Genomic DNA, 18,000 nt, shown 5'->3' on the forward strand with positions numbered 1-18,000 from the left:
AATGACGAAGTTATCAGACTTGCAGCAGCAAGCCCACGCCGCAACACCTGTACCCGCAAGCGTAAAAGTATCATCTGAGTGGACTGACACCGACATGTGGACGGTTCTCCGTGTATTGAAGGGTGCGGGCATATCCCCAAACGATCTGCCCAGATATACAGCGGTGGCCGAGCAGTACAAACTCAAGCATGGCTCGTTGTCGGGCTGGCTCCCCAACGGAGGCGGCAGTGCCCAGGCAATTTACCGCGAACACTTCAAGCGTGATCAGGCCAGCCGTAAGCAGGCACGGCAGGAGCTTGAAGCTATGGGGCACCGGTCAATTTGGCCGACTTATCGCAACGTCAAAGAGATGCTATTAGAGGCTCACGAAAGGGCCTTCGACGCGAAGGAAGATCGACCAAGCGGACGGGACATCCTACGGGGCCTTCATCCTGATAAGGAAGTGGTAGTAACCTTTGCGAAGCGAGTGCCCAAGAAGCATACACGCCGGGCCTTGGGCGAATTGCAGGATCACCCGACCTCCAAGCGACTGGACAAGCAATGTATGCGCACTGCCCGTGATATCTCAAGCATAGCGGGGTCCACTATGGCGGGTAGCGTCGCTGAGCTGTACATGCGGGCTGACGTAGCAAAGCGGTTGGAGCAGCAGGACGAGTTGGCGCAGCAGGTCGCCAAGCTGCAAGCCCAAGTGTGCGAACTCCAAGCCCTTACAGCGGCGTCTGAGAAGCGCCATGAAGTAACCGAGGCCGGTGGGCACTGGCATGACATAGCTACCCGTATGCGAGCAGAGGGGGCTTCCTACGGGCAGATTGCCGCTGTCACGGGCCAGGGGAGAAGTACTGTTAGCAAGTACCTGCTGCGCCAAATGAAGTAGGTTTATTACCCTTTAGGGTAGGGGAATTCTGCTAAATCTGCTGTACCCACTGTACCCATTATTCGGGTACACCCTATATCAAACCACTGTACAGCCACCCGCCTAGGGAGACTCCGCCGTGGGTGCAGCAAAAGGAAATAACATGAGCCACCAGTATCCATGTCTGACCCCCGAACAAAAACTTCGGGTTGCATTTGCCCATCACGCTGCGGCGGTAAAACCATCCCGCTCAATGCACTACACATTGAAGAGTGCAAACAAATGGGTAGCCAGAGGCCGTACCTTTGATGACTTGCCGCTACTTCGGCCTCAGCATTGACGTAAACGCTGTACTCCCCGATGTAAAACGTATTACACCATTCCGCGCATGTTGCGCACCAAAGAGATTAAGTTCATGACTGTTAAAAAGAACGTTGTAAATTCCACTGTAACTGCAATTGATAACGAGCGTGCCCGTGCTTTGTTGGCCTTGATGTCTACCACTGTCGAGCTGACCCGTGAGAGCGCGCCGGAGATTGTTGTCCCTGAAATGCCCGAGTCCTATCTAGAAGTACAGCGCGGTGTTGAACGCATGACAGCTCAGTTCATTGACCCGGCGAGAGCAGAGGGCCGACGTACAAGTGCCGACGATGTAGAGCAGGAGTTGTTGCAGGTATTCACTAATGCGCAAGATGCAGGATTCAATTTCAGTGAGCTTGCAAAAGTGCTGGCGTATCGTAAAGAGCGTGACCGTGCACGCAGCATGCAAGACGCATATGTAAGCCACAGTACCAAGAAGGCTGAGCGCTTAGTGGCGCAGGTCCGTGAGTGGCTCCAAGACCTCCTAGACGTACTTGCCATCCGTGATGTCGTTGGCGTTGGTGTAGTGAAAGACGCTGCCGAGGCCAGCAACAAGACATTGGCGGCAGTCGCGCTGGATTTGATGATCAGAGAAACGATCAATGCCGCCGCTGCATCAGAGTTGAATACCGTTGCTGCCGGTCGTGGTCTGATGACCTTGGCACAGGCAGGAATTGCCCCTGCTGACCTGCAGCAGCAGGACCTTGAACAAGTGGCTGCACTTGCAGGATTTGCTATCTATCCCGAAGGCCTAAAGAGTTTCGGTCAGCGACACGCCCCGCTGAGCATCCGTGTCGGGAACAGCGTAGTACAGGTCGATACCCAAGCCGCAGTCCTCTACGGCGAAGCGACCACACCACAACAGGGCACCACCCTGTTGCCGTGCAAGGCCCTTGTGGCAGCATCTGAGGTGGCGCTGCTAGCTGCTCAGGCAGTGATTGACGGCGAGCTGGCAGGTACTCCGCACCGCTTTCATAACGCTGTACACGATGGCTCCAGTAGCCTGGATACAGCACGTCGAAGCACTATCTAGCACCATTGCAGCCGCCATCACCCTACATGTAGGGCGGTACGCGGCTGCCTGCAATACAGGTTTATCCATGAACCATCATCCAATACCGCTGGACTGGATTCACAAGCACCTTGCCATAGACTGTACGTCACCTACCGGCTTGCGGTGGGTTGAGCGTCCGACCAATAGCCGAAAAGTGGGGGCAGTAGCAGGCAGTTCTAATGGCCGGGGTTACTACCAAGTTCGCTGCCGTGGCGTGTCTCTGCGGGCGAGCCGGATAGCGTATGCCCTTCACTACGGCGTGGACCCTGGCCCGGCGCTGGTGGACCACCGCGACGGCAACAGGGCGAATAATGACCCACTGAACTTGCGCCTTTGCAGTGTTGCGCAGAACACGCAGAACCAGACGCTTGCCCGGCACAACCGTAGCGGCGTAAAGGGCTTGAGCTACTGGGCTGTACGGAACCGTTGGCGCTGTGAAATAGGTGTCAATGGGAGACGGGCTACCCGGTCATTCCCCGCTGACCAGAAGGCCGAGGCGATACACTGGCTACGCAACACCCGCGAGGCCCTGCACAGGGAGTTCACCAACCACGGAGAGTCTGGACAAGCAGCGTGATTAGGCCGATGCCTTATTCGCTTTCGCACGTAGCTTGCCGCCGCCTTTAATCAGCAACCAAGCGACCCCCACCGTCAGGGCACCCAAAACCATATGTGTACCATTATCGCGTGGCATTGCATGCATACCGCCTGCAAAACACCTGGTTACGCCAGATAAGGCTATTACGTATCCTATGACAGTGATTATCCATCCGGTGATGCGCATGCGTAGTCCCTTCACAGATGCACGATTGGCTTAACTAATGTAACTATTGCGGTAAATGCTTGCAATGGCGTGTCGCCACTACGGCGGCTGTCTGCTTCGGCTCTGATGGGGCACAAGTCATGGGCGCACGCCAACATCAACGGCCCGTAACACCGCTGAAAGCCCCGTTTTATAAGGCTTTCCATCGTATCCCTTGTTTAGTTCTTGAATGGCGCGTCACGCTGTGACCGGGTCTGAATTGTAACGCTGCTTCTGGTAGGGCTGATTTGCCCATACCGCTGCTTACTGTCGTCTGAATACAGGACTCAGTTGAGAGAGCACCCACCGCCACCTGTTCATCCGGCATGCGTCGCAGAAAAGCGGGGCGTGCATGCCGTGGATAAACAAGTACGTCAGGAACCCTTGCTACTCTCATAGCGCGCATTGAATGCCTGCACGAAAGCATTGCGCAGGATCTGCAGAAACGCCTGGAAGCCGCTGATGTCCTGCTGATGAACGCTGCCGCTGAGGTCGACGCGTGTGGCGAACTGGTTTTCCCGCTGGTTTTTCAACACGGTTTCGCTGGTGCCGACCAGCGCTTCCCAGATTGAACGGAAAACGCCTTTGTCCTTGTTCTCGACATCCTGCTGCCAGTTGAATACGTCCACGTTGCGCAGCAGCGGTTTTATGTAGCCCTTGAGCTGGCCTTTATCGGCCTGCGCTTCAATCACCACGTCGCCATCGCCAGCGTTGAAATCGAACTTGCCGTAGGCCGACGAGAAATCGTTGAGTTTCTTGAGCTGGATGCCGGTGGCGCGCAGTTTGAAGTCGAAGTCTTCAAAGTTGCTGAACGGGTCGAATCTGGCTGAGCTTTCCAGATCGGCGTGGCCCAGCAGACGCGCCTTGCCCTTGAACTCGGCATCGCGATTGCCTTCCACGTCGACCACGTTGGTCAGGTTGTAGATGCTGGCATTGACCTGGTCCGCCTCGATTTTTACCTTGGGCTTGGAGTTGAAGTTATTGAATGTGATACGCCCGTTGTCGATGCGCAATTCGTTGAGGGTGATAGGCAGCAGCTTGTTCATCTGGGTACGCCAGTCAGTGCCCTGACCGGTCTGCGAGTCCTGCTTGCTGCCGCCGTCCACGAAGTTGATTTGCGGATCGGTGAACAGGGCTTTCGCGACCACCGCATGGTCATACCAGAGTGAATGCCAGCTGACTGCCAGTTCGATCATCGGTGCGTCGAAGAAGGGCACCGGGACCTTGCCGTCGGTCTTGACGATCTTCAGCCCCTTGATCCGGTACGCCCCTCGCCACAGTGCCAGGTCCACATCGGTGATCTCGCCTCGGTAGTCACCCATGTCGGCCAGTTTGTCGTTCAGATAGTCACGCACCAGGTATGGCAGGGCGATATTGACAGCGACCAGCAGGACTATCAGAGCGGCCAGGGTCCATAGCGGCCAGCTGTAGCGACGTTTCATGACATGAGTCTCCTGTTTCAATGATGGATTGACTGCTCGCGCCGTCATCCGTTCGGTCAGACTGGACGCCCCACAGTTGGCGGCATAGGCTTTGGGTCTTTAACCGATGTGCACAAGGACACCCTCATGAGCCGTATCTACGCTGATAACGCCCATTCCATCGGTAATACGCCGCTGGTGCAGATCAATCGTATCGCGCCACGCGGTGTCACCATTCTGGCCAAGATCGAAGGGCGTAATCCGGGTTATTCCGTCAAATGCCGTATCGGCGCCAACATGATCTGGGACGCCGAAAGCAGCGGCAGGCTCAAGCCGGGCATGACCATCGTCGAGCCAACCTCGGGCAACACCGGCATCGGTCTGGCCTTTGTTGCCGCTGCCCGTGGCTACAAGCTGATGCTCACCATGCCTGCTTCCATGAGCATAGAACGTCGTAAGGTACTCAAGGCCCTGGGCGCAGAACTGGTGCTGACCGAAGCGGCCAAGGGGATGAAAGGTGCGATTGCCAAGGCCGAAGAGCTGCTGGCAGGTAACCCCGAGCACTATTTCATGCCAGCGCAGTTCGAGAACCCGGCCAACCCGGCCATCCATGAAAAAACCACTGGCCCGGAAATCTGGGCAGACACCGACGGTGCCATCGACGTCTTGGTGGCAGGCGTAGGGACTGGCGGGACTATCACCGGTATCTCCCGGTATATCAAGCACACCGAAGGCAAACCGATCCTGTCGGTCGCCGTCGAGCCGGACGGTTCGCCGATCATCACCCAGGCGATGGCCGGTGAAACGATCACCCCCAGCCCGCACAAGATTCAGGGCATCGGCGCCGGCTTCATCCCGAAAAACCTCGACCTGTCGATTGTCGATCGGGTAGAGCGTGTCACCGATGAAGAGTCCAAGGCCATGGCGCGGCGTCTGATGCAGGAGGAGGGCATTCTGTGCGGTATTTCGTGCGGCGCGGCAATGGCGGCCGCCGTCCGTCTGGCTGAAAAGCCAGAGATGCAAGGCAAGACGATCGTAGTGGTCCTGCCAGACTCCGGCGAACGTTACCTGTCGAGCATGCTGTTCAGCGATCTGTTCACCGATCAGGAGCTTTCCCAGTAACACATCTTCGCAAGTGCGCACTTCATGCGGGCAACGCAAGGGTTTATGATGGCCAGCTTACGACTCGCCGGACGATCAGCGCTGTCCGCCCGGCGCTCCAGTCATTATTCAGAATCATGCATTAGCACTGCCCGCGTGACGTTTGGCGTTATCTGCCCGCTTCAAGGAGAGCTTCATGACCCTTTCATTTGTTGCCAAGGCATCGATCCTGATGCTGTTTCTGGGCAGCACGCTGTACGTTCATTTGCGCGGTCGTGCCCGATTGCCTCTGTTGCGGCAGTTCGTCAACCATTCTGCATTGTTCGCACCGTACAACGCACTGATGTACCTGTTTTCCCGCGTGCCGTCCGAGCCGTATCTGGACCGCAGCAAATTCCCTGAACTGGACATCCTCAAGGACAACTGGGAAACCATTCGCGACGAAGCCATGCACCTGTTCGACGAAGGCTATATTCGTGCGGCGGAGAAAAACAACGACGCCGGTTTTGGCTCGTTCTTCAAGAAGGGCTGGAAGCGCTTTTACCTGAAGTGGTACGACAAGGCCCTGCCGTCTGCCGAGGCGCTGTGCCCGAAAACCGTCGAACTGGTCAACAGCATTCCCAACGTCAAGGGCGCGATGTTCGCGCTGTTGCCGGGTGGCAGTCACCTCAATCCGCACCGCGATCCGTTTGCCGGCTCGCTGCGTTATCACCTGGGCCTGTCGACACCCAACTCCGATGATTGCCGGATCTTCGTCGATGGCAAGGAGTACGCCTGGCGTGACGGTCAGGACGTCATGTTCGATGAGACCTATGTTCACTGGGTCAAGAACGAGACCGACCAGACCCGGGTGATTCTTTTCTGTGACATCGAGCGTCCGTTGACCAACCGCTTCATGACCCGTATGAACCGCAGTGTCAGCGCGTTTCTGGGTCGCGCCACCGCTCCGCAGAACCTCGACGACGAGCGCGTCGGTGGAATCAACCAGGCGTATGCGTTCAGCAAGCGTTTCAGTGATGGCTTCAGTGGCAAGGTCAAGCAGTTCAAGCGCGCCAACCCCAAGGCTTATCGCATATTGCGCCCTGTTCTGGCCGTGGCGGTACTGACGCTGCTGGGCTACTGGTTGTTTGGTTAAGCGACAGTGTTTCCGGTTTTCCCCTGATCCGGTTGTTCGTGGCCTCTGCGAACAACCGGCATTCCGTTACCCGTCCAGACTCACATGCCGGCTCAACAGTGCGCGCAGCGCTGCAGGCTTGACCGGCTTGGGCAGGTAATCGAGCCCCGCCGCGTGCACCTGAGCGATCAACTCCGCACGCCCATCGGCACTGATAAGCACGCCCGGCACCGGTTGACCCAGTCGGGTACGCAGCCAGGCCATGAGTTCAGTACCGGTTTCGCCTTCATCAAGATGGTAATCCACCAGGGCAATCTGCGGCCGGATGCCATTGTTCAGCAGCGCTTCGCATTCCTGTCGATTGCGCGCGGTCCAGACCTGACAGCCCCAGCGTGACAGCAGGCTGTGCATACCGATCAGGATGCTGTCTTCGTTGTCGACACACAGCACCTGCGTACCGTTCAGTGCGGGGCGGCTGACTTCAGGCAGTGTTGCGGGGAGTGCAGCCTGGGGCGCGGCCAGCGGTACCTGGACGCTGAATACGCTGCCTTTGCCGGTCCATGAGCGCACTTGCAAAGGATGCTCGAGGATGCGGCACAAACCATCGGCGATCGCCAGCCCCAGGCCCAGCCCCTTGGCCGCGTGAGTCTTGTGGCTGTCGAGGCGTTTGAATTCTTCGAAGATCACCTTGCGCTTGTCTTCGGGAATGCCCGGACCGCGGTCCCAGACTTCCAGGCTCAGGCTGTCACCGTAGCGCCTGACACCCAGCAGAATAGGGCCTTTGGCATAGCGGAAAGCGTTGGTCAAAAAGTTCTGCAGCACCCGGCGCAACAGCTTGATATCGCTGTCGACGCGCAGTGAACTGCCCCTCACACGAAAACTCAGGCCTTGCTCCTGAGCCAGCGCCTTGAATTCGGCACCCAGGGTGTCAAACAGCGCGCTGAGCGGGAACGGCTGACGGTCCGGGGTGATCTTGCCGTTTTCGATGCGAGAAATATCCAGCAGGTCGCTGATCAGGTCTTCGGCAGAGCGCAGCGAGCTGTCCAGGTGCCGAACCAGTTGCTGGGCGTCGCTGGAAATCCCTTCCTGCTGATGTGACAGCGCGGCGGAGAACAGTCGTGCAGCGTTCAACGGCTGCATCAGGTCATGACTCACCGCGGCCAGGAAACGGGTTTTCGATTCGTTGGCGGCTTCAGCGGTGCCTTTGGCTTCGGTCAGCGCCTGGTTGAGCTGGGACAATTCGTGGGTACGTGCGGCTACCCGTTGCTCAAGGCTTTCATTGACGCCTTTGAGGGCGTGCTCGGCGGCGCGGAACTCGGTGATGTCGGTGAAACTCATGACGAAGCCGCCGCCCGGCATCGGGTTGCCAATCAGCTCGATCACCTGGCCATTGGGAAACAACCGCTCCGAGGTGTGAGCGCGGCCTTGGCGCATCCAGTGCAGACGGCGCGCAACGTGAACTTCTGCCTCGCCCGGTCCGCAGAGTCCGCGCTCGGCGTTGTAACGGATGATGTCGGCAATCGGCCGGCCAACGCCGATCAGGCCTTCAGGGTAATTGAACAGCTCAAGGTAGCGACGATTCCAGGCGACTAGACGCAAGGACTGGTCGACCACGCTGATGCCCTGGGTAATGTTTTCGATAGCACCCTGCAGCAGCGCGCGGTTGAACTGCAGTACTTCGGAGGCTTCGTCGGCGATGCGTACGACGTCTTCCAGCTGCATGTCGCGACCTTCGATAGCAGCCTTGACCACCGCGCGGGTCGAAGAGGTGCCGAGCACGCCGGCCAGCAGTCGCTCGGTATGCGCGATCCATTCTCCGTCGGCATTCAGGCTGGGGTTGAAACCCTTGCCCTGTCGTTGGGCGAAGCGGATGAAGCTCTGCCGCGCGCGGTCCTCACCGACGAAGCGTGCCGACAGGCTGAGCAGGTCCTCGATCTGTACCGCAAGCAGCGGGCGACTGAAGTCGCGTCCTTGGGTTTCCTGACCGATGAAACGACCCGCCTGCCAGTGCTCGGCCACTCGCGTGCGCGACAGCATCGACACCCAGGCGAACAGCGTGCAATTGCCGGCCATCGACAGCACCACGCCCTGGGTCATCGGCGAGATAGGCAGGTCGAACGGGTTGCTGTGCAGCCAGGAGAGCAGTGGGAACGTGCTCAAAGACCAGCCCATGCCATGCGCCGTCACCGGCAGCACGAGGGTGTAGAACCAAATGAAGATACCGGCCGCCAGGCCTGCAAATACACCACGCCGATTGGCCTGCTTCCAGTACAACGCACCGAACATGGCGGGAGCCAGCTGGGTGATCGCGGCAAAGGCGATCTGGCCGATGGTCGCCAGACTGGCCGTCGACCCGAGCATCCGGTAGCTGACGTAGGCCAGCAGAAGAATCATCACGATGCTGATGCGTCTGACGGAAAGCATCCAGTGACGAAACGCTTCGAACGGCCGTTCGGTGTTTTTGCGTCTTAACAGCCACGGCAGCAGCATGTCGTTGGAAATCATCGTCGACAGCGCTACGCAAGCGACGATCACCATGCCGGTTGCCGCCGATGCTCCGCCAATGAAGGCCAGCAGCGCGAGTGAAGGGTGAGCGTGAGCCAGCGGCAGGCTGATCACGAACGAGTCGGGCAGCATGGAGCCCGGCAGGAGCATTTGTCCGGCCAGTGCAATCGGCACCACGAACAGTGCAGCCAGCGCCAGATACGCCGGGAACACCCATTTGGCGAGATTCAGGTCTTGAGGCTCGATGTTCTCGACCACCGTCACGTGGAACTGGCGGGGCAGGCAGACAATCGCCATCATCGCCACGCCGGTCTGCACGAACATCGACGGCCAGTTGATCGTGTCTTTCCAGTATTCCTCGAGACGTGGCGCGAGTTTGGCCTGATTGAACAGGTCGTCGAATCCGTCATACAGGCCGAACGTGACGAATACGCCGACCGCCATGAACGCAAACAGCTTGACCAGCGCCTCGAAAGCAATGGCCAGCACCATGCCGCGATGGTGTTCGGTGACATCCAGATTGCGTGCGCCGAAGACGATGGTGAACAGCGCGAGAATCAGCGACACCACCAGCGCGGTGTCCTGCGCGCGGGTGCCGGTGGAGTCAGCCACGGCACCGATCAGGATATTCACCCCAAGCACGATGCCTTTGAGCTGCAACGCGATGTACGGCAGCATGCCGATCAGGCAAATCAGCGCCACCATCACCGCCAGTGACTGGGACTTGCCATAGCGCGCTGCGATGAAGTCGGCAATTGAAGTGATATTTTCCTGCTTGCTGATCAGCACCATTTTTTGCAGTACCCAGGGCGCCAGTACCATCAGCACGATGGGCCCCAGATAAATCGGCAGAAACGACCACAACTGCTCTGCGGCCTGACCCACTGCGCCGAAAAATGTCCAACTGGTGCAGTACACCGCCAGCGACAGGCTGTAGACCCAGGCGCGCATGGTCGGGCGCAGCGACGCGCTGTATCGGTCGCCGTAGAAGGCGATGGCGAACATGATGGCCATATAGGTAAGAGCAACGGCCGCAATCAGCCCGCTGGACAGCGACATATCAAATTCCACACTGTATCGATAACGCGCAGTCTCGCACGATGGCCGCGCTTCGTCTTTGTCGACCAAGGTCGAGCGTGGCGCGGTGTCGCAGCGGTCCCGGCCAAGCCCGAAGTGATAAAAATAGCGACACAGGTTTTGTAAAAGAAAATGTCCTATCGACATTCGGCGGCGTTACGTCTTCAATGTGCCTCGGATTGGCCGCTGCGTCAGTTCTCCCCAGCCTCTCAGGACCACGGACGATGAGCCAACAGTCACAATTCAGCCTGCTCGGGAAACGCCGTTTCCTGCCGTTTTTCATCACGCAGTCCCTCGGGGCATTCAATGACAACATCTTCAAGCAGTCATTGATCCTTGCCATCCTTTACAAGCTGAGCATCGACGGGGATCGCTCGATCTACGTCAATCTGTGCGCCTTGCTGTTCATCCTGCCGTTCTTTCTGTTCTCGGCGCTGGCCGGGCAGTTCGGCGAGAAGTACCCCAAGGACAAGTTGATCCGGATCATCAAGTTCGGCGAGATTGTCATCATGGTGGTCGGCGCCGCAGGCTTTCTGTTCAATCATCTGGAGTTGATGCTGGCCGCGCTGTTCGCCATGGGTACGCATTCGGCGCTGTTCGGGCCGGTCAAGTATTCGATCCTGCCCCAGCACCTGCGCGAGAGCGAACTGGTCGGCGGCAACGCGCTGGTCGAGATGGGCACTTTTCTGGCGATTCTGGCCGGCACCATCAGCGCGGGTGTGATGATGTCTTCTTCGCACTATGCCTGGGTGGTGGCGGCTGCCATCGTGCTGGTCGCCTGCCTGGGGTTCCTGGCCAGCTTCGGTATCCCGCGCGCCGATGCTGCCTCGCCGGAGATGAAGCTCAACTGGAACATCTTTACCCAGTCGTGGGCGACCTTGCGCATGGGGCTTGGGCAGACGCCCGCGGTTTCGCGCTCGATTGTCGGCAACTCGTGGTTCTGGTTCGTGGGCGCTATCTACCTGACGCAGATCCCGGCCTATGCAAAGGAATGGATGTACGGCGACGAAACGGTCGTTACGCTGATTCTGGCCGTATTCTCCATCGGCATCGCGCTGGGCTCGTTGCTCTGCGAGCGCTTGTCCGGGCATAAGGTCGAGATCGGGCTGGTGCCGTTCGGCTCGATGGGCCTGACGATTTTTGGCCTGCTGCTGTGGTGGCATTCGGGCGGTTTCCCACAGAACGTGCAGGCCAACGACTGGCTGGCGGTGCTGTCCTCAGGGCAGGGCTGGCTGGTGCTGTTCGATATTCTGGGTATCGGCGTATTCGGTGGCTTTTACATCGTGCCGCTGTACGCCTTGATCCAGTCGCGCACGCCGCTGAAAGAGCGCTCGCGCGTCATCGCCGCCAACAACATTCTCAACGCGCTGTTCATGGTGGTCTCGGCGCTTGTCTCGATCCTGCTGCTGAGCGTTGCCAAACTGTCGATTCCGCAGCTGTTTCTGGCCGTGTCGGTGATGAACATCGCGGTCAACATCTACATCTTCAAGATCGTCCCCGAGTTCACCATGCGCTTCATGATCTGGCTGCTTGGCCATTCCATGTACCGCGTCGAACACCGCAATCTGGATCGGATCCCGGACGAAGGCGCGGCGCTGTTGGTCTGCAACCATGTGTCCTTTGTCGATGCATTGCTGATTGCCGGTGCAGTGAGGCGCCCGATCCGCTTTGTCATGTACTACAAGATCTACCAGCTGCCCGTGCTCAACTTCATCTTTCGCACGGCCGGGACCATCCCCATTGCCGGGCGTAACGAAGACATGGACATCTACGAGAAATCGTTCAAGCGCATCGCCCAGTACCTCGCGGAAGGCGAACTGGTGTGCATCTTCCCGGAAGGCAAACTGACCACCGACGGCGAAATCAACGGCTTCAAGAACGGCATGAGCCGCATCATCCAGGAAACCCCGGTACCGGTCATTCCACTGGCACTGCAAGGCCTGTGGGGCAGCTTCTTCAGCCGCGACCCGAGCAAGACCCTGTTTCGCCGCCTCTGGTCTCGCGTGGTACTGGTTGCGGGTTCGCCCATTGCCGCCGACGTGGCAACCCCCGTGGACGTGCGCGAAGAAGTGAAAGCGCTGAGAGGGAAAGTGCAGTAGCGTTTACGCTCTGTACAACTGACGTGCCAATCACTTCGGATTGGCACGATGGCCAAAGGTGACCTGAGCTGGAACCCACATCCACCTGACCTCGCAGAACCGCCGTGTGACGCGGAGCGTCACGAACTGCATTCCCACGCGGGGGACGACAGTCAACAGGCATCAACGGACGGACGTATTCTCTTCCTCCGGCATCTTCCTGAAATACGTCGATAGCAACGCCCCGGAAATATTGTGCCAGACACTGAACAGCGCACTTGGCACCGCCGCCAGCGGCGAGAAATGCGCACTGGCCAGCGCAGCGCCCAGCCCCGAGTTCTGCATACCGACCTCCAGCGCCAGCGACTTGCGTTGCGCTAATGGCAGCTTGAAAACCTTGCCAGTGAAATAACCCAACAGAAAACCGAACGTGTTATGCAGAATCACCACCGCCATGATCAGCAGGCCGGATTCAGCGATTTTCGCCTGACTGGCCGCGACCACAGCGCAGACGATCATCACAATACTGACCACCGACACCAGCGGCAGCACGTCTACCGCATAGCTGACCCGCGCGCCCAACAGACGCTGGGCAACCACGCCCAACACAATCGGCAGCATGACCAGTTGCAGGATCGACCAGAACATATCGAGGAAAGACACCGGCAGCCACGCCGAAGCGAGGAACCAGATCAAGGTCGGGGTCAGCAGCGGGGCGAGCAGGGTAGTGACCGCAGCGATCGCCACCGCCAGCGCCAGATCACCCTTTGCCAGCCAGGCCATGACGTTGGATGAAGTGCCGCTCGGACAGCAGCCGACCAGAATCACGCCCACGGCAATCTCCGGCGGCAGTTGAAACACCTGGCACAGCAACCAGGCCACACCGGGCATGATCACGAAGTGCGCAATCACACCCAGCGCCACTCGCCACGGGTTACGCGCCACTTCGGAAAAATCGTCGAGTTTCAGGGTCAGGCCCATGCCGAACATGACCAGCCCGAGTAGCGGCACGATCCAGCTCTTAAGGCCAATGAATGCCTGCGGAAACAGAAATGCCAGAATGGCGAACAACAACACCCAGTAGGCAAACGTGTTGCCGACAAAACGACTCAAGGCTGCCAACGCACGCATGGCCTGTTCCTTATTGTTGAATAACCGGGATGAAATGAATGCGCCGTCTGACGAGACGGCGCGGTGTTTCGAGCGGCAGTGTTGCAAAAGCGCGTATCAGATGCCTTGCGGAATCTCTTCGCCGCCCAATGCCTCGAACAGCTCCGGCAGGAACTCGCCGAAGGTCAGCATCATCAGCGTGAAGCTGGCGTCCAGTTGCCCCAACGCTTCGTCACCACCGTCCTGTTCGGCCTGATCCTGCAGCAGGTCCTCGAACTTCAGACGCTTGACCACCAGCTTATCGTCCAGCACGAACGACAGCTTGTCCTGCCAGGCCAGCGACAGCTGGGTCACGACCTTGCCTGTGCTCAGGTGCAGCTGGATTTCGTCGCCGGTCAGGTCCTGACGCTTGCAGCGCACGATGCCGCCATCTTCATGGGTGTCGCGCAGCTCGCACTCGTCCAGCACGAAGAAGTTGTCGGCTGCTTTCTGAGTCTTGACCCAGTCAGTCATGGTCGCACTCGGTGAAACCTTGACCGTCAGCGGACGTACCGGCAGCGAGCCGATGACCTCGCGCAGGGTGGACAACAGGTCTTCGGCGCGTTTCGGGCTGGAGGCATTGACCAGGATCAGGCCCTGTTTCGGCGCGATGGCGGCGAAGGTGGCGGAGCGGCGGATAAAGGCGCGCGGCAGGAAGGCCTGGATGATTTCATCCTTGAGCTGATCGCGTTCCTTCTTGTAGACCTTGCGCATCTGCTCGGCTTCGATCTCGTCGACCTTTTCCTTGAGCGCGTCACGCACGACGCTGCCCGGCAGAATGCGCTCTTCCTTGCGTGCAGCGATCAGCATGAAGTCCTGACTGATGTGTACCAATGGAGCGTCTTCGCCCTTGCCGAAAGGAGCGACGAAACCATAGGTGGCTACCTCCTGGCTGGCGCAGGCGCGCGCCGGCTTGGTCGCCAGTGCTGTCTCCAGCGCTTCGGCATCAAAAGGCACGTCCTGGGTCAGGCGATAGACAAGCAGGTTTTTGAACCACATGAGGTGAATCTCTCTTTCTATACAAAGGCGGGCATTATTCGCTCCTCAGCCGCTGGGGCCAACCCTGTACAGAGCGTTTGTAAGCCTTTGGAAGGATTATAAAAATTATTTAAAAAAGTGCTTGCCAGAGTACAGGTCGCTCCGTAGAATGCGCGCCACACCGAGAGTGAAGGGTGATTAGCTCAGCTGGGAGAGCAGCTGCCTTACAAGCAGCGGGTCGGCGGTTCGATCCCGTCATCACCCACCAAACTCGCTTTTAGTGTTACGCGCAGCGGTAGTTCAGTCGGTTAGAATACCGGCCTGTCACGCCGGGGGTCGCGGGTTCGAGTCCCGTCCGCTGCGCCATATTCCGCTTCAAGGCCCTTGAACTCCTTGAAGCAAACAGAAAGCCCGCCTAGTGCGGGCTTTTTGCTTTCTGTCGTCTGGAAATCCCGCCCCTCCTCGTGCAACGTGCAATGCCCCCGCTGCAGTTCTATTGAAGTTTTGTAAGAATTATTCGGCGCGGACGTAAGTAACATCCTTAATTATTGAAGTTTAAACCAGGCCTGTTAGTTAGCCTTGGTGAACGCTTGATTTATTCTCTTTGCTGGTATTAGCTGAATGGGTTGATGGGGTATTCAGTCATCAGAAGTTCTCTTGATGACCCCAAATAATTAATCCGGACCGACCGCAGAATCGAGGCGGTCTGATACTTCAGTGAGTAAAGGGATGACTATGAAAAATCGTTTTAAACTGTTTATAGGCACTACGGCTTTGATCCTGTCTGCGAGCGCGCTGGCCAAGCCAGTGCTGCACACCGCGACCATCGACCAGCACGGTAATGTTGTTGCTCAGTCGTCCCCCTGGATCAAGTCTGTAAGTTACAGCAGCCAGAAAGACTACTTCGCGACCTATAAAGTGTTCTTCAAGGAAGGACAGTTTAAGAACTCTCCAGGTTTCTGCTCGGTGTCTTCCATTGATACCAGTGATCATGAGCGGCTGTTCTATGGGCACGCCAAGTTGGGCGGCGCTGCAACTACGGAGCAGGTCAATGTATTGGGGCTTATGGTCGGTAAACGGGGGGGCTCGGGTGATTCCTCGATGAGTTTCCAGTTGGCGTGCAGCAATTGATTCAATGAACCCCGCCTGGTGCGGGGTTTTTACGGCGGTCTGGTCTGGCAGCGCACCGTCCGGCTTTCCATCCAGCGCATTTGCGCAGATCATTCCTCCACCTCCCAAACAAGAAAGGACGTGTCATGAGCCTACCTCTTCAGGGCATCAAGGTGGTGGAGCTGGGCCAGCTCATTGCCGGTCCGTTCGCGGCGAAGATCCTCGCCGAGTTCGGTGCCGAGGTCATCAAGGTCGAGCCGCCGCTGACCGGGGATCCCCTGCGCAAATGGCGTTTGCTGCATAACGGCACGTCCGTCTGGTGGGCGGTGCAGTCCCGCAACAAACAGTCGGTGACCCTTGATCTGCGCCAGCCTCAAGCGCAGGAAATGGCACGACGGTTGATCCGGGATGCCGATGTACTGGTCGAGAACTTTCGCCCCGGCACGCTTGAAGGCTGGGGGTTGAGCTGGGAAGCGCTGCACGCCCTCAATCCTAAACTGATCATGCTGCGTGTCTCTGGCTACGGGCAGACCGGGCCGTATCGCGACCGGCCGGGGTTTGGCGTGATCGGCGAGGCCATGGGCGGTTTGCGTCATCTGTCGGGCGAGGCAGGGCGCACGCCAGTGCGTGTCGGCGTATCGATTGGCGATTCGCTGTCTGCGTTGCACGGTGTGATCGGCGTTCTGCTGGCGCTTCGTCACCGTGAGCAGAATGGCGGCGAGGGGCAGCAAATAGATGTCGCGTTGTACGAGTCAGTGTTCAACATGATGGAAAGCCTGATTCCCGAGTATTCGGTGTTCGACACTGTCCGCGAGCCGGCTGGCAGCAGTCTGCCTGGCATCGCTCCGAGCAATGCCTACCGCTGCAATGACGGCAAGTACGCGCTGATCGCGGGCAATGGCGACAGTATCTTCCGGCGCCTGATGGAAAAGATCGGTCGCATGGATCTGGCCAGCGACCCCGAGCTTCAGCACAACGACGGGCGGGTCAGACACGTGGCCCGCATCGATGCGGCCATTTCGACCTGGACCGCCGAGCGCTCGATGGACGAAGTCCTTGCGGCGCTCAACGAAGCACGTATCCCGGCAGGCAAGATCTACGACGCTGCCGACATCGCCAGTGACCCGCATTATCAGGCGCGAGACATGCTGTTGCAGGGCACGCTGGACGACGGAAAACCCGTCACCCTTCCGGGGATTGTGCCTAAACTTCAAGACACGCCGGGTCAGGTACGATCGTCTGCGCCGACACTCGGCCAACACACCGATGCCGTGCTTGAAGCCCATGGTATCGATGCTGGCACACGTGCCGAGTGGCGTCGGCTTGGCATTATCTGATCCGAAACGTGGCCGTTGTCGTAAACAGAACTCTATTCCAAACGGAGCTGATCCCGTGATTGATCATCTGGACCACCTGGTACTGACCACTGTCGATATCGACGCCTGCAAGGACTTTTACGTACGCGTTCTGGGTATGACCCCTGAACGCTTTCGTCAGGGACGTCTGGCATTCCGCTTCGGCAATCAGAAAATCAACGTCCATGAACGCGGCAAGGAATTCGAGCCCAAGGCTCATTTGCCGGTGCCAGGTGCGCTGGATCTGTGTTTCATCGCCACCATCCCGCTCGAGCAGGTGATTGTGCACCTGCAGGAGCAGGACTGGCCGATCGTCGAAGGTCCAGTCGAGCGCACCGGTGCTACCGGGCCGATCTGGTCGGTATATGTGCGTGATCCGGATCTGAACCTGATCGAAATTTCCGAGCCAGCGGCTGATGCGTCGATGTAATCACGGTCGATGGAGGCGGCTGCATCACTGCATCAGCAGCCCTTCGCAGACGCTCCGTCCTTCGGCACGAACGCGCCCTTGTCGCCTGGCTTGGTGATGACGTACGCACGTCGCCAAGGCTGATCGTCGATCAGCTTCCAGCGATGGCCGGGGCCTGTGGTGTCCTGCGCCAGCAACACTTCCCCGGGGTGCAAGACAAAGTTTTCGCCTCCAGTGGTGGAAAATTCCAGCGTGCCGGACAGGGTGATCACGTACTGCTCTTCGGGTGCCGGATGCCAGTCAAAGGTCGAGTGCGCCGGGGTCTCCTTGAAGTGCAGGGCGCTGACATCGGTCATGGCCTGTTGATCGATCGAGCCTTCGATGACGTGTGAAAGCTTGTCGGAGCCTGTGCACAGGCGGTAGGCCTTGATGCCCTCAGTGACAACCAGAGGCGGTTTCTTGGCGGCATAGGCTGCGCTGACCGGCAACATGGCTGCTGCGGCGATCACGGCCAGGCTTGCCAACTGGCGGGCTGTCGTGCGCTTTGAACGAAAACGAGTGGTCGATTGCATAAAACGTTCCTGAACACGACAAACTGCATGAGCCCTGATCGCCAGTCGCGATGGTCGACGCA

14 protein-coding genes and 2 tRNA genes are annotated in these 18,000 nt (G+C 58.4%); 11 read left to right on the forward strand and 5 right to left on the reverse strand.

Annotated elements, in window-relative coordinates; all coding sequences use genetic code 11:
• Position 1: 1 nt before the first annotated feature.
• From V476_RS19070 to V476_RS29415, 3 genes are all read left to right on the forward strand, one after another.
• The gene (locus tag V476_RS19070) at positions 2-874 is read left to right on the forward strand and encodes a hypothetical protein (protein ID WP_024959858.1); all 873 of its coding nucleotides are present in this window, start codon (positions 2-4) and stop codon (positions 872-874) included.
• 394 nt (positions 875-1,268) lie between these two features.
• Positions 1,269-2,246: a hypothetical protein gene (locus V476_RS19075; RefSeq protein ID WP_024959859.1), complete on the forward strand. Its 978-nt coding sequence runs from the start codon at positions 1,269-1,271 to the stop codon at positions 2,244-2,246.
• Positions 2,247-2,313: 67 nt separating this feature from the next.
• Positions 2,314-2,844: an HNH endonuclease gene (locus V476_RS29415; protein WP_161780153.1), complete on the forward strand. Its 531-nt coding sequence runs from the start codon at positions 2,314-2,316 to the stop codon at positions 2,842-2,844.
• Between the two features lie 599 nt (positions 2,845-3,443).
• On the opposite strand, the gene V476_RS19080 is transcribed toward V476_RS29415, so the two are convergent.
• Positions 3,444-4,511: a DUF748 domain-containing protein gene (locus tag V476_RS19080; protein WP_024664562.1), complete on the reverse strand. Its 1,068-nt coding sequence runs from the start codon at positions 4,509-4,511 to the stop codon at positions 3,444-3,446.
• A 126-nt stretch (positions 4,512-4,637) separates the two neighbouring features.
• Here V476_RS19080 and cysK point away from each other — a divergent pair, with 126 nt between their 5' ends.
• Positions 4,638-5,612 carry a cysteine synthase A gene (gene cysK, locus V476_RS19085; RefSeq protein ID WP_003421272.1) on the forward strand — a complete coding sequence of 325 codons (975 nt, stop codon included), beginning with the start codon at positions 4,638-4,640 and terminating at the stop codon, positions 5,610-5,612.
• 175 nt (positions 5,613-5,787) lie between these two features.
• A complete protein-coding gene (locus V476_RS19090; RefSeq protein ID WP_003317423.1) occupies positions 5,788-6,726 on the forward strand; it encodes an aspartyl/asparaginyl beta-hydroxylase domain-containing protein in 939 nt (312 codons plus the stop codon).
• A gap of 66 nt (positions 6,727-6,792) precedes the next feature.
• On the opposite strand, the gene V476_RS19095 is transcribed toward V476_RS19090, so the two are convergent.
• Positions 6,793-10,269, reverse strand: coding sequence for a hybrid sensor histidine kinase/response regulator (locus V476_RS19095; RefSeq protein WP_024959861.1), 3,477 nt, complete (start codon positions 10,267-10,269; stop codon positions 6,793-6,795).
• 242 nt (positions 10,270-10,511) lie between these two features.
• Here V476_RS19095 and V476_RS19100 point away from each other — a divergent pair, with 242 nt between their 5' ends.
• The gene (locus V476_RS19100; RefSeq protein ID WP_024959862.1) at positions 10,512-12,386 is read left to right on the forward strand and encodes an MFS transporter; all 1,875 of its coding nucleotides are present in this window, start codon (positions 10,512-10,514) and stop codon (positions 12,384-12,386) included.
• A gap of 162 nt (positions 12,387-12,548) precedes the next feature.
• On the opposite strand, the gene V476_RS19105 is transcribed toward V476_RS19100, so the two are convergent.
• Entirely contained in the window at positions 12,549-13,496 is a 948-nt protein-coding gene (locus V476_RS19105) for a bile acid:sodium symporter family protein (protein WP_003317426.1), read from the reverse strand.
• Positions 13,497-13,592: 96 nt separating this feature from the next.
• On the reverse strand, positions 13,593-14,513 hold the full coding sequence (gene rdgC / locus V476_RS19110; protein WP_003317427.1) for a recombination-associated protein RdgC: 921 nt from the start codon (positions 14,511-14,513) through the stop codon (positions 13,593-13,595).
• Between the two features lie 171 nt (positions 14,514-14,684).
• On the opposite strand from rdgC, the gene V476_RS19115 reads away from it, so the two are divergent.
• The 5 genes from V476_RS19115 to V476_RS19135 all read left to right on the forward strand — a co-directional run bounded on the left by V476_RS19115 (position 14,685) and on the right by V476_RS19135 (position 17,387).
• A tRNA-Val gene (locus tag V476_RS19115) sits at positions 14,685-14,760 on the forward strand.
• 21 nt (positions 14,761-14,781) lie between these two features.
• Positions 14,782-14,858 (forward strand) — tRNA-Asp (locus V476_RS19120).
• A 369-nt stretch (positions 14,859-15,227) separates the two neighbouring features.
• A complete protein-coding gene (locus V476_RS19125; protein ID WP_024959863.1) occupies positions 15,228-15,623 on the forward strand; it encodes a hypothetical protein in 396 nt (131 codons plus the stop codon).
• A gap of 125 nt (positions 15,624-15,748) precedes the next feature.
• A complete protein-coding gene (locus V476_RS19130; RefSeq protein ID WP_024959864.1) occupies positions 15,749-16,939 on the forward strand; it encodes a CaiB/BaiF CoA transferase family protein in 1,191 nt (396 codons plus the stop codon).
• A gap of 55 nt (positions 16,940-16,994) precedes the next feature.
• Positions 16,995-17,387 (forward strand): VOC family protein, encoded by a 393-nt coding sequence (locus V476_RS19135; protein WP_024959865.1) that lies wholly within the window; start codon positions 16,995-16,997, stop codon positions 17,385-17,387.
• Positions 17,388-17,419: 32 nt separating this feature from the next.
• On the opposite strand, the gene V476_RS19140 is transcribed toward V476_RS19135, so the two are convergent.
• Positions 17,420-17,938 (reverse strand): cupin domain-containing protein, encoded by a 519-nt coding sequence (locus tag V476_RS19140; protein WP_003390910.1) that lies wholly within the window; start codon positions 17,936-17,938, stop codon positions 17,420-17,422.
• Positions 17,939-18,000: the final 62 nt, after the last annotated feature.

Source organism: Pseudomonas syringae KCTC 12500 (genome assembly GCF_000507185.2).
Classification (GTDB): domain Bacteria; phylum Pseudomonadota; class Gammaproteobacteria; order Pseudomonadales; family Pseudomonadaceae; genus Aquipseudomonas; species Aquipseudomonas syringae.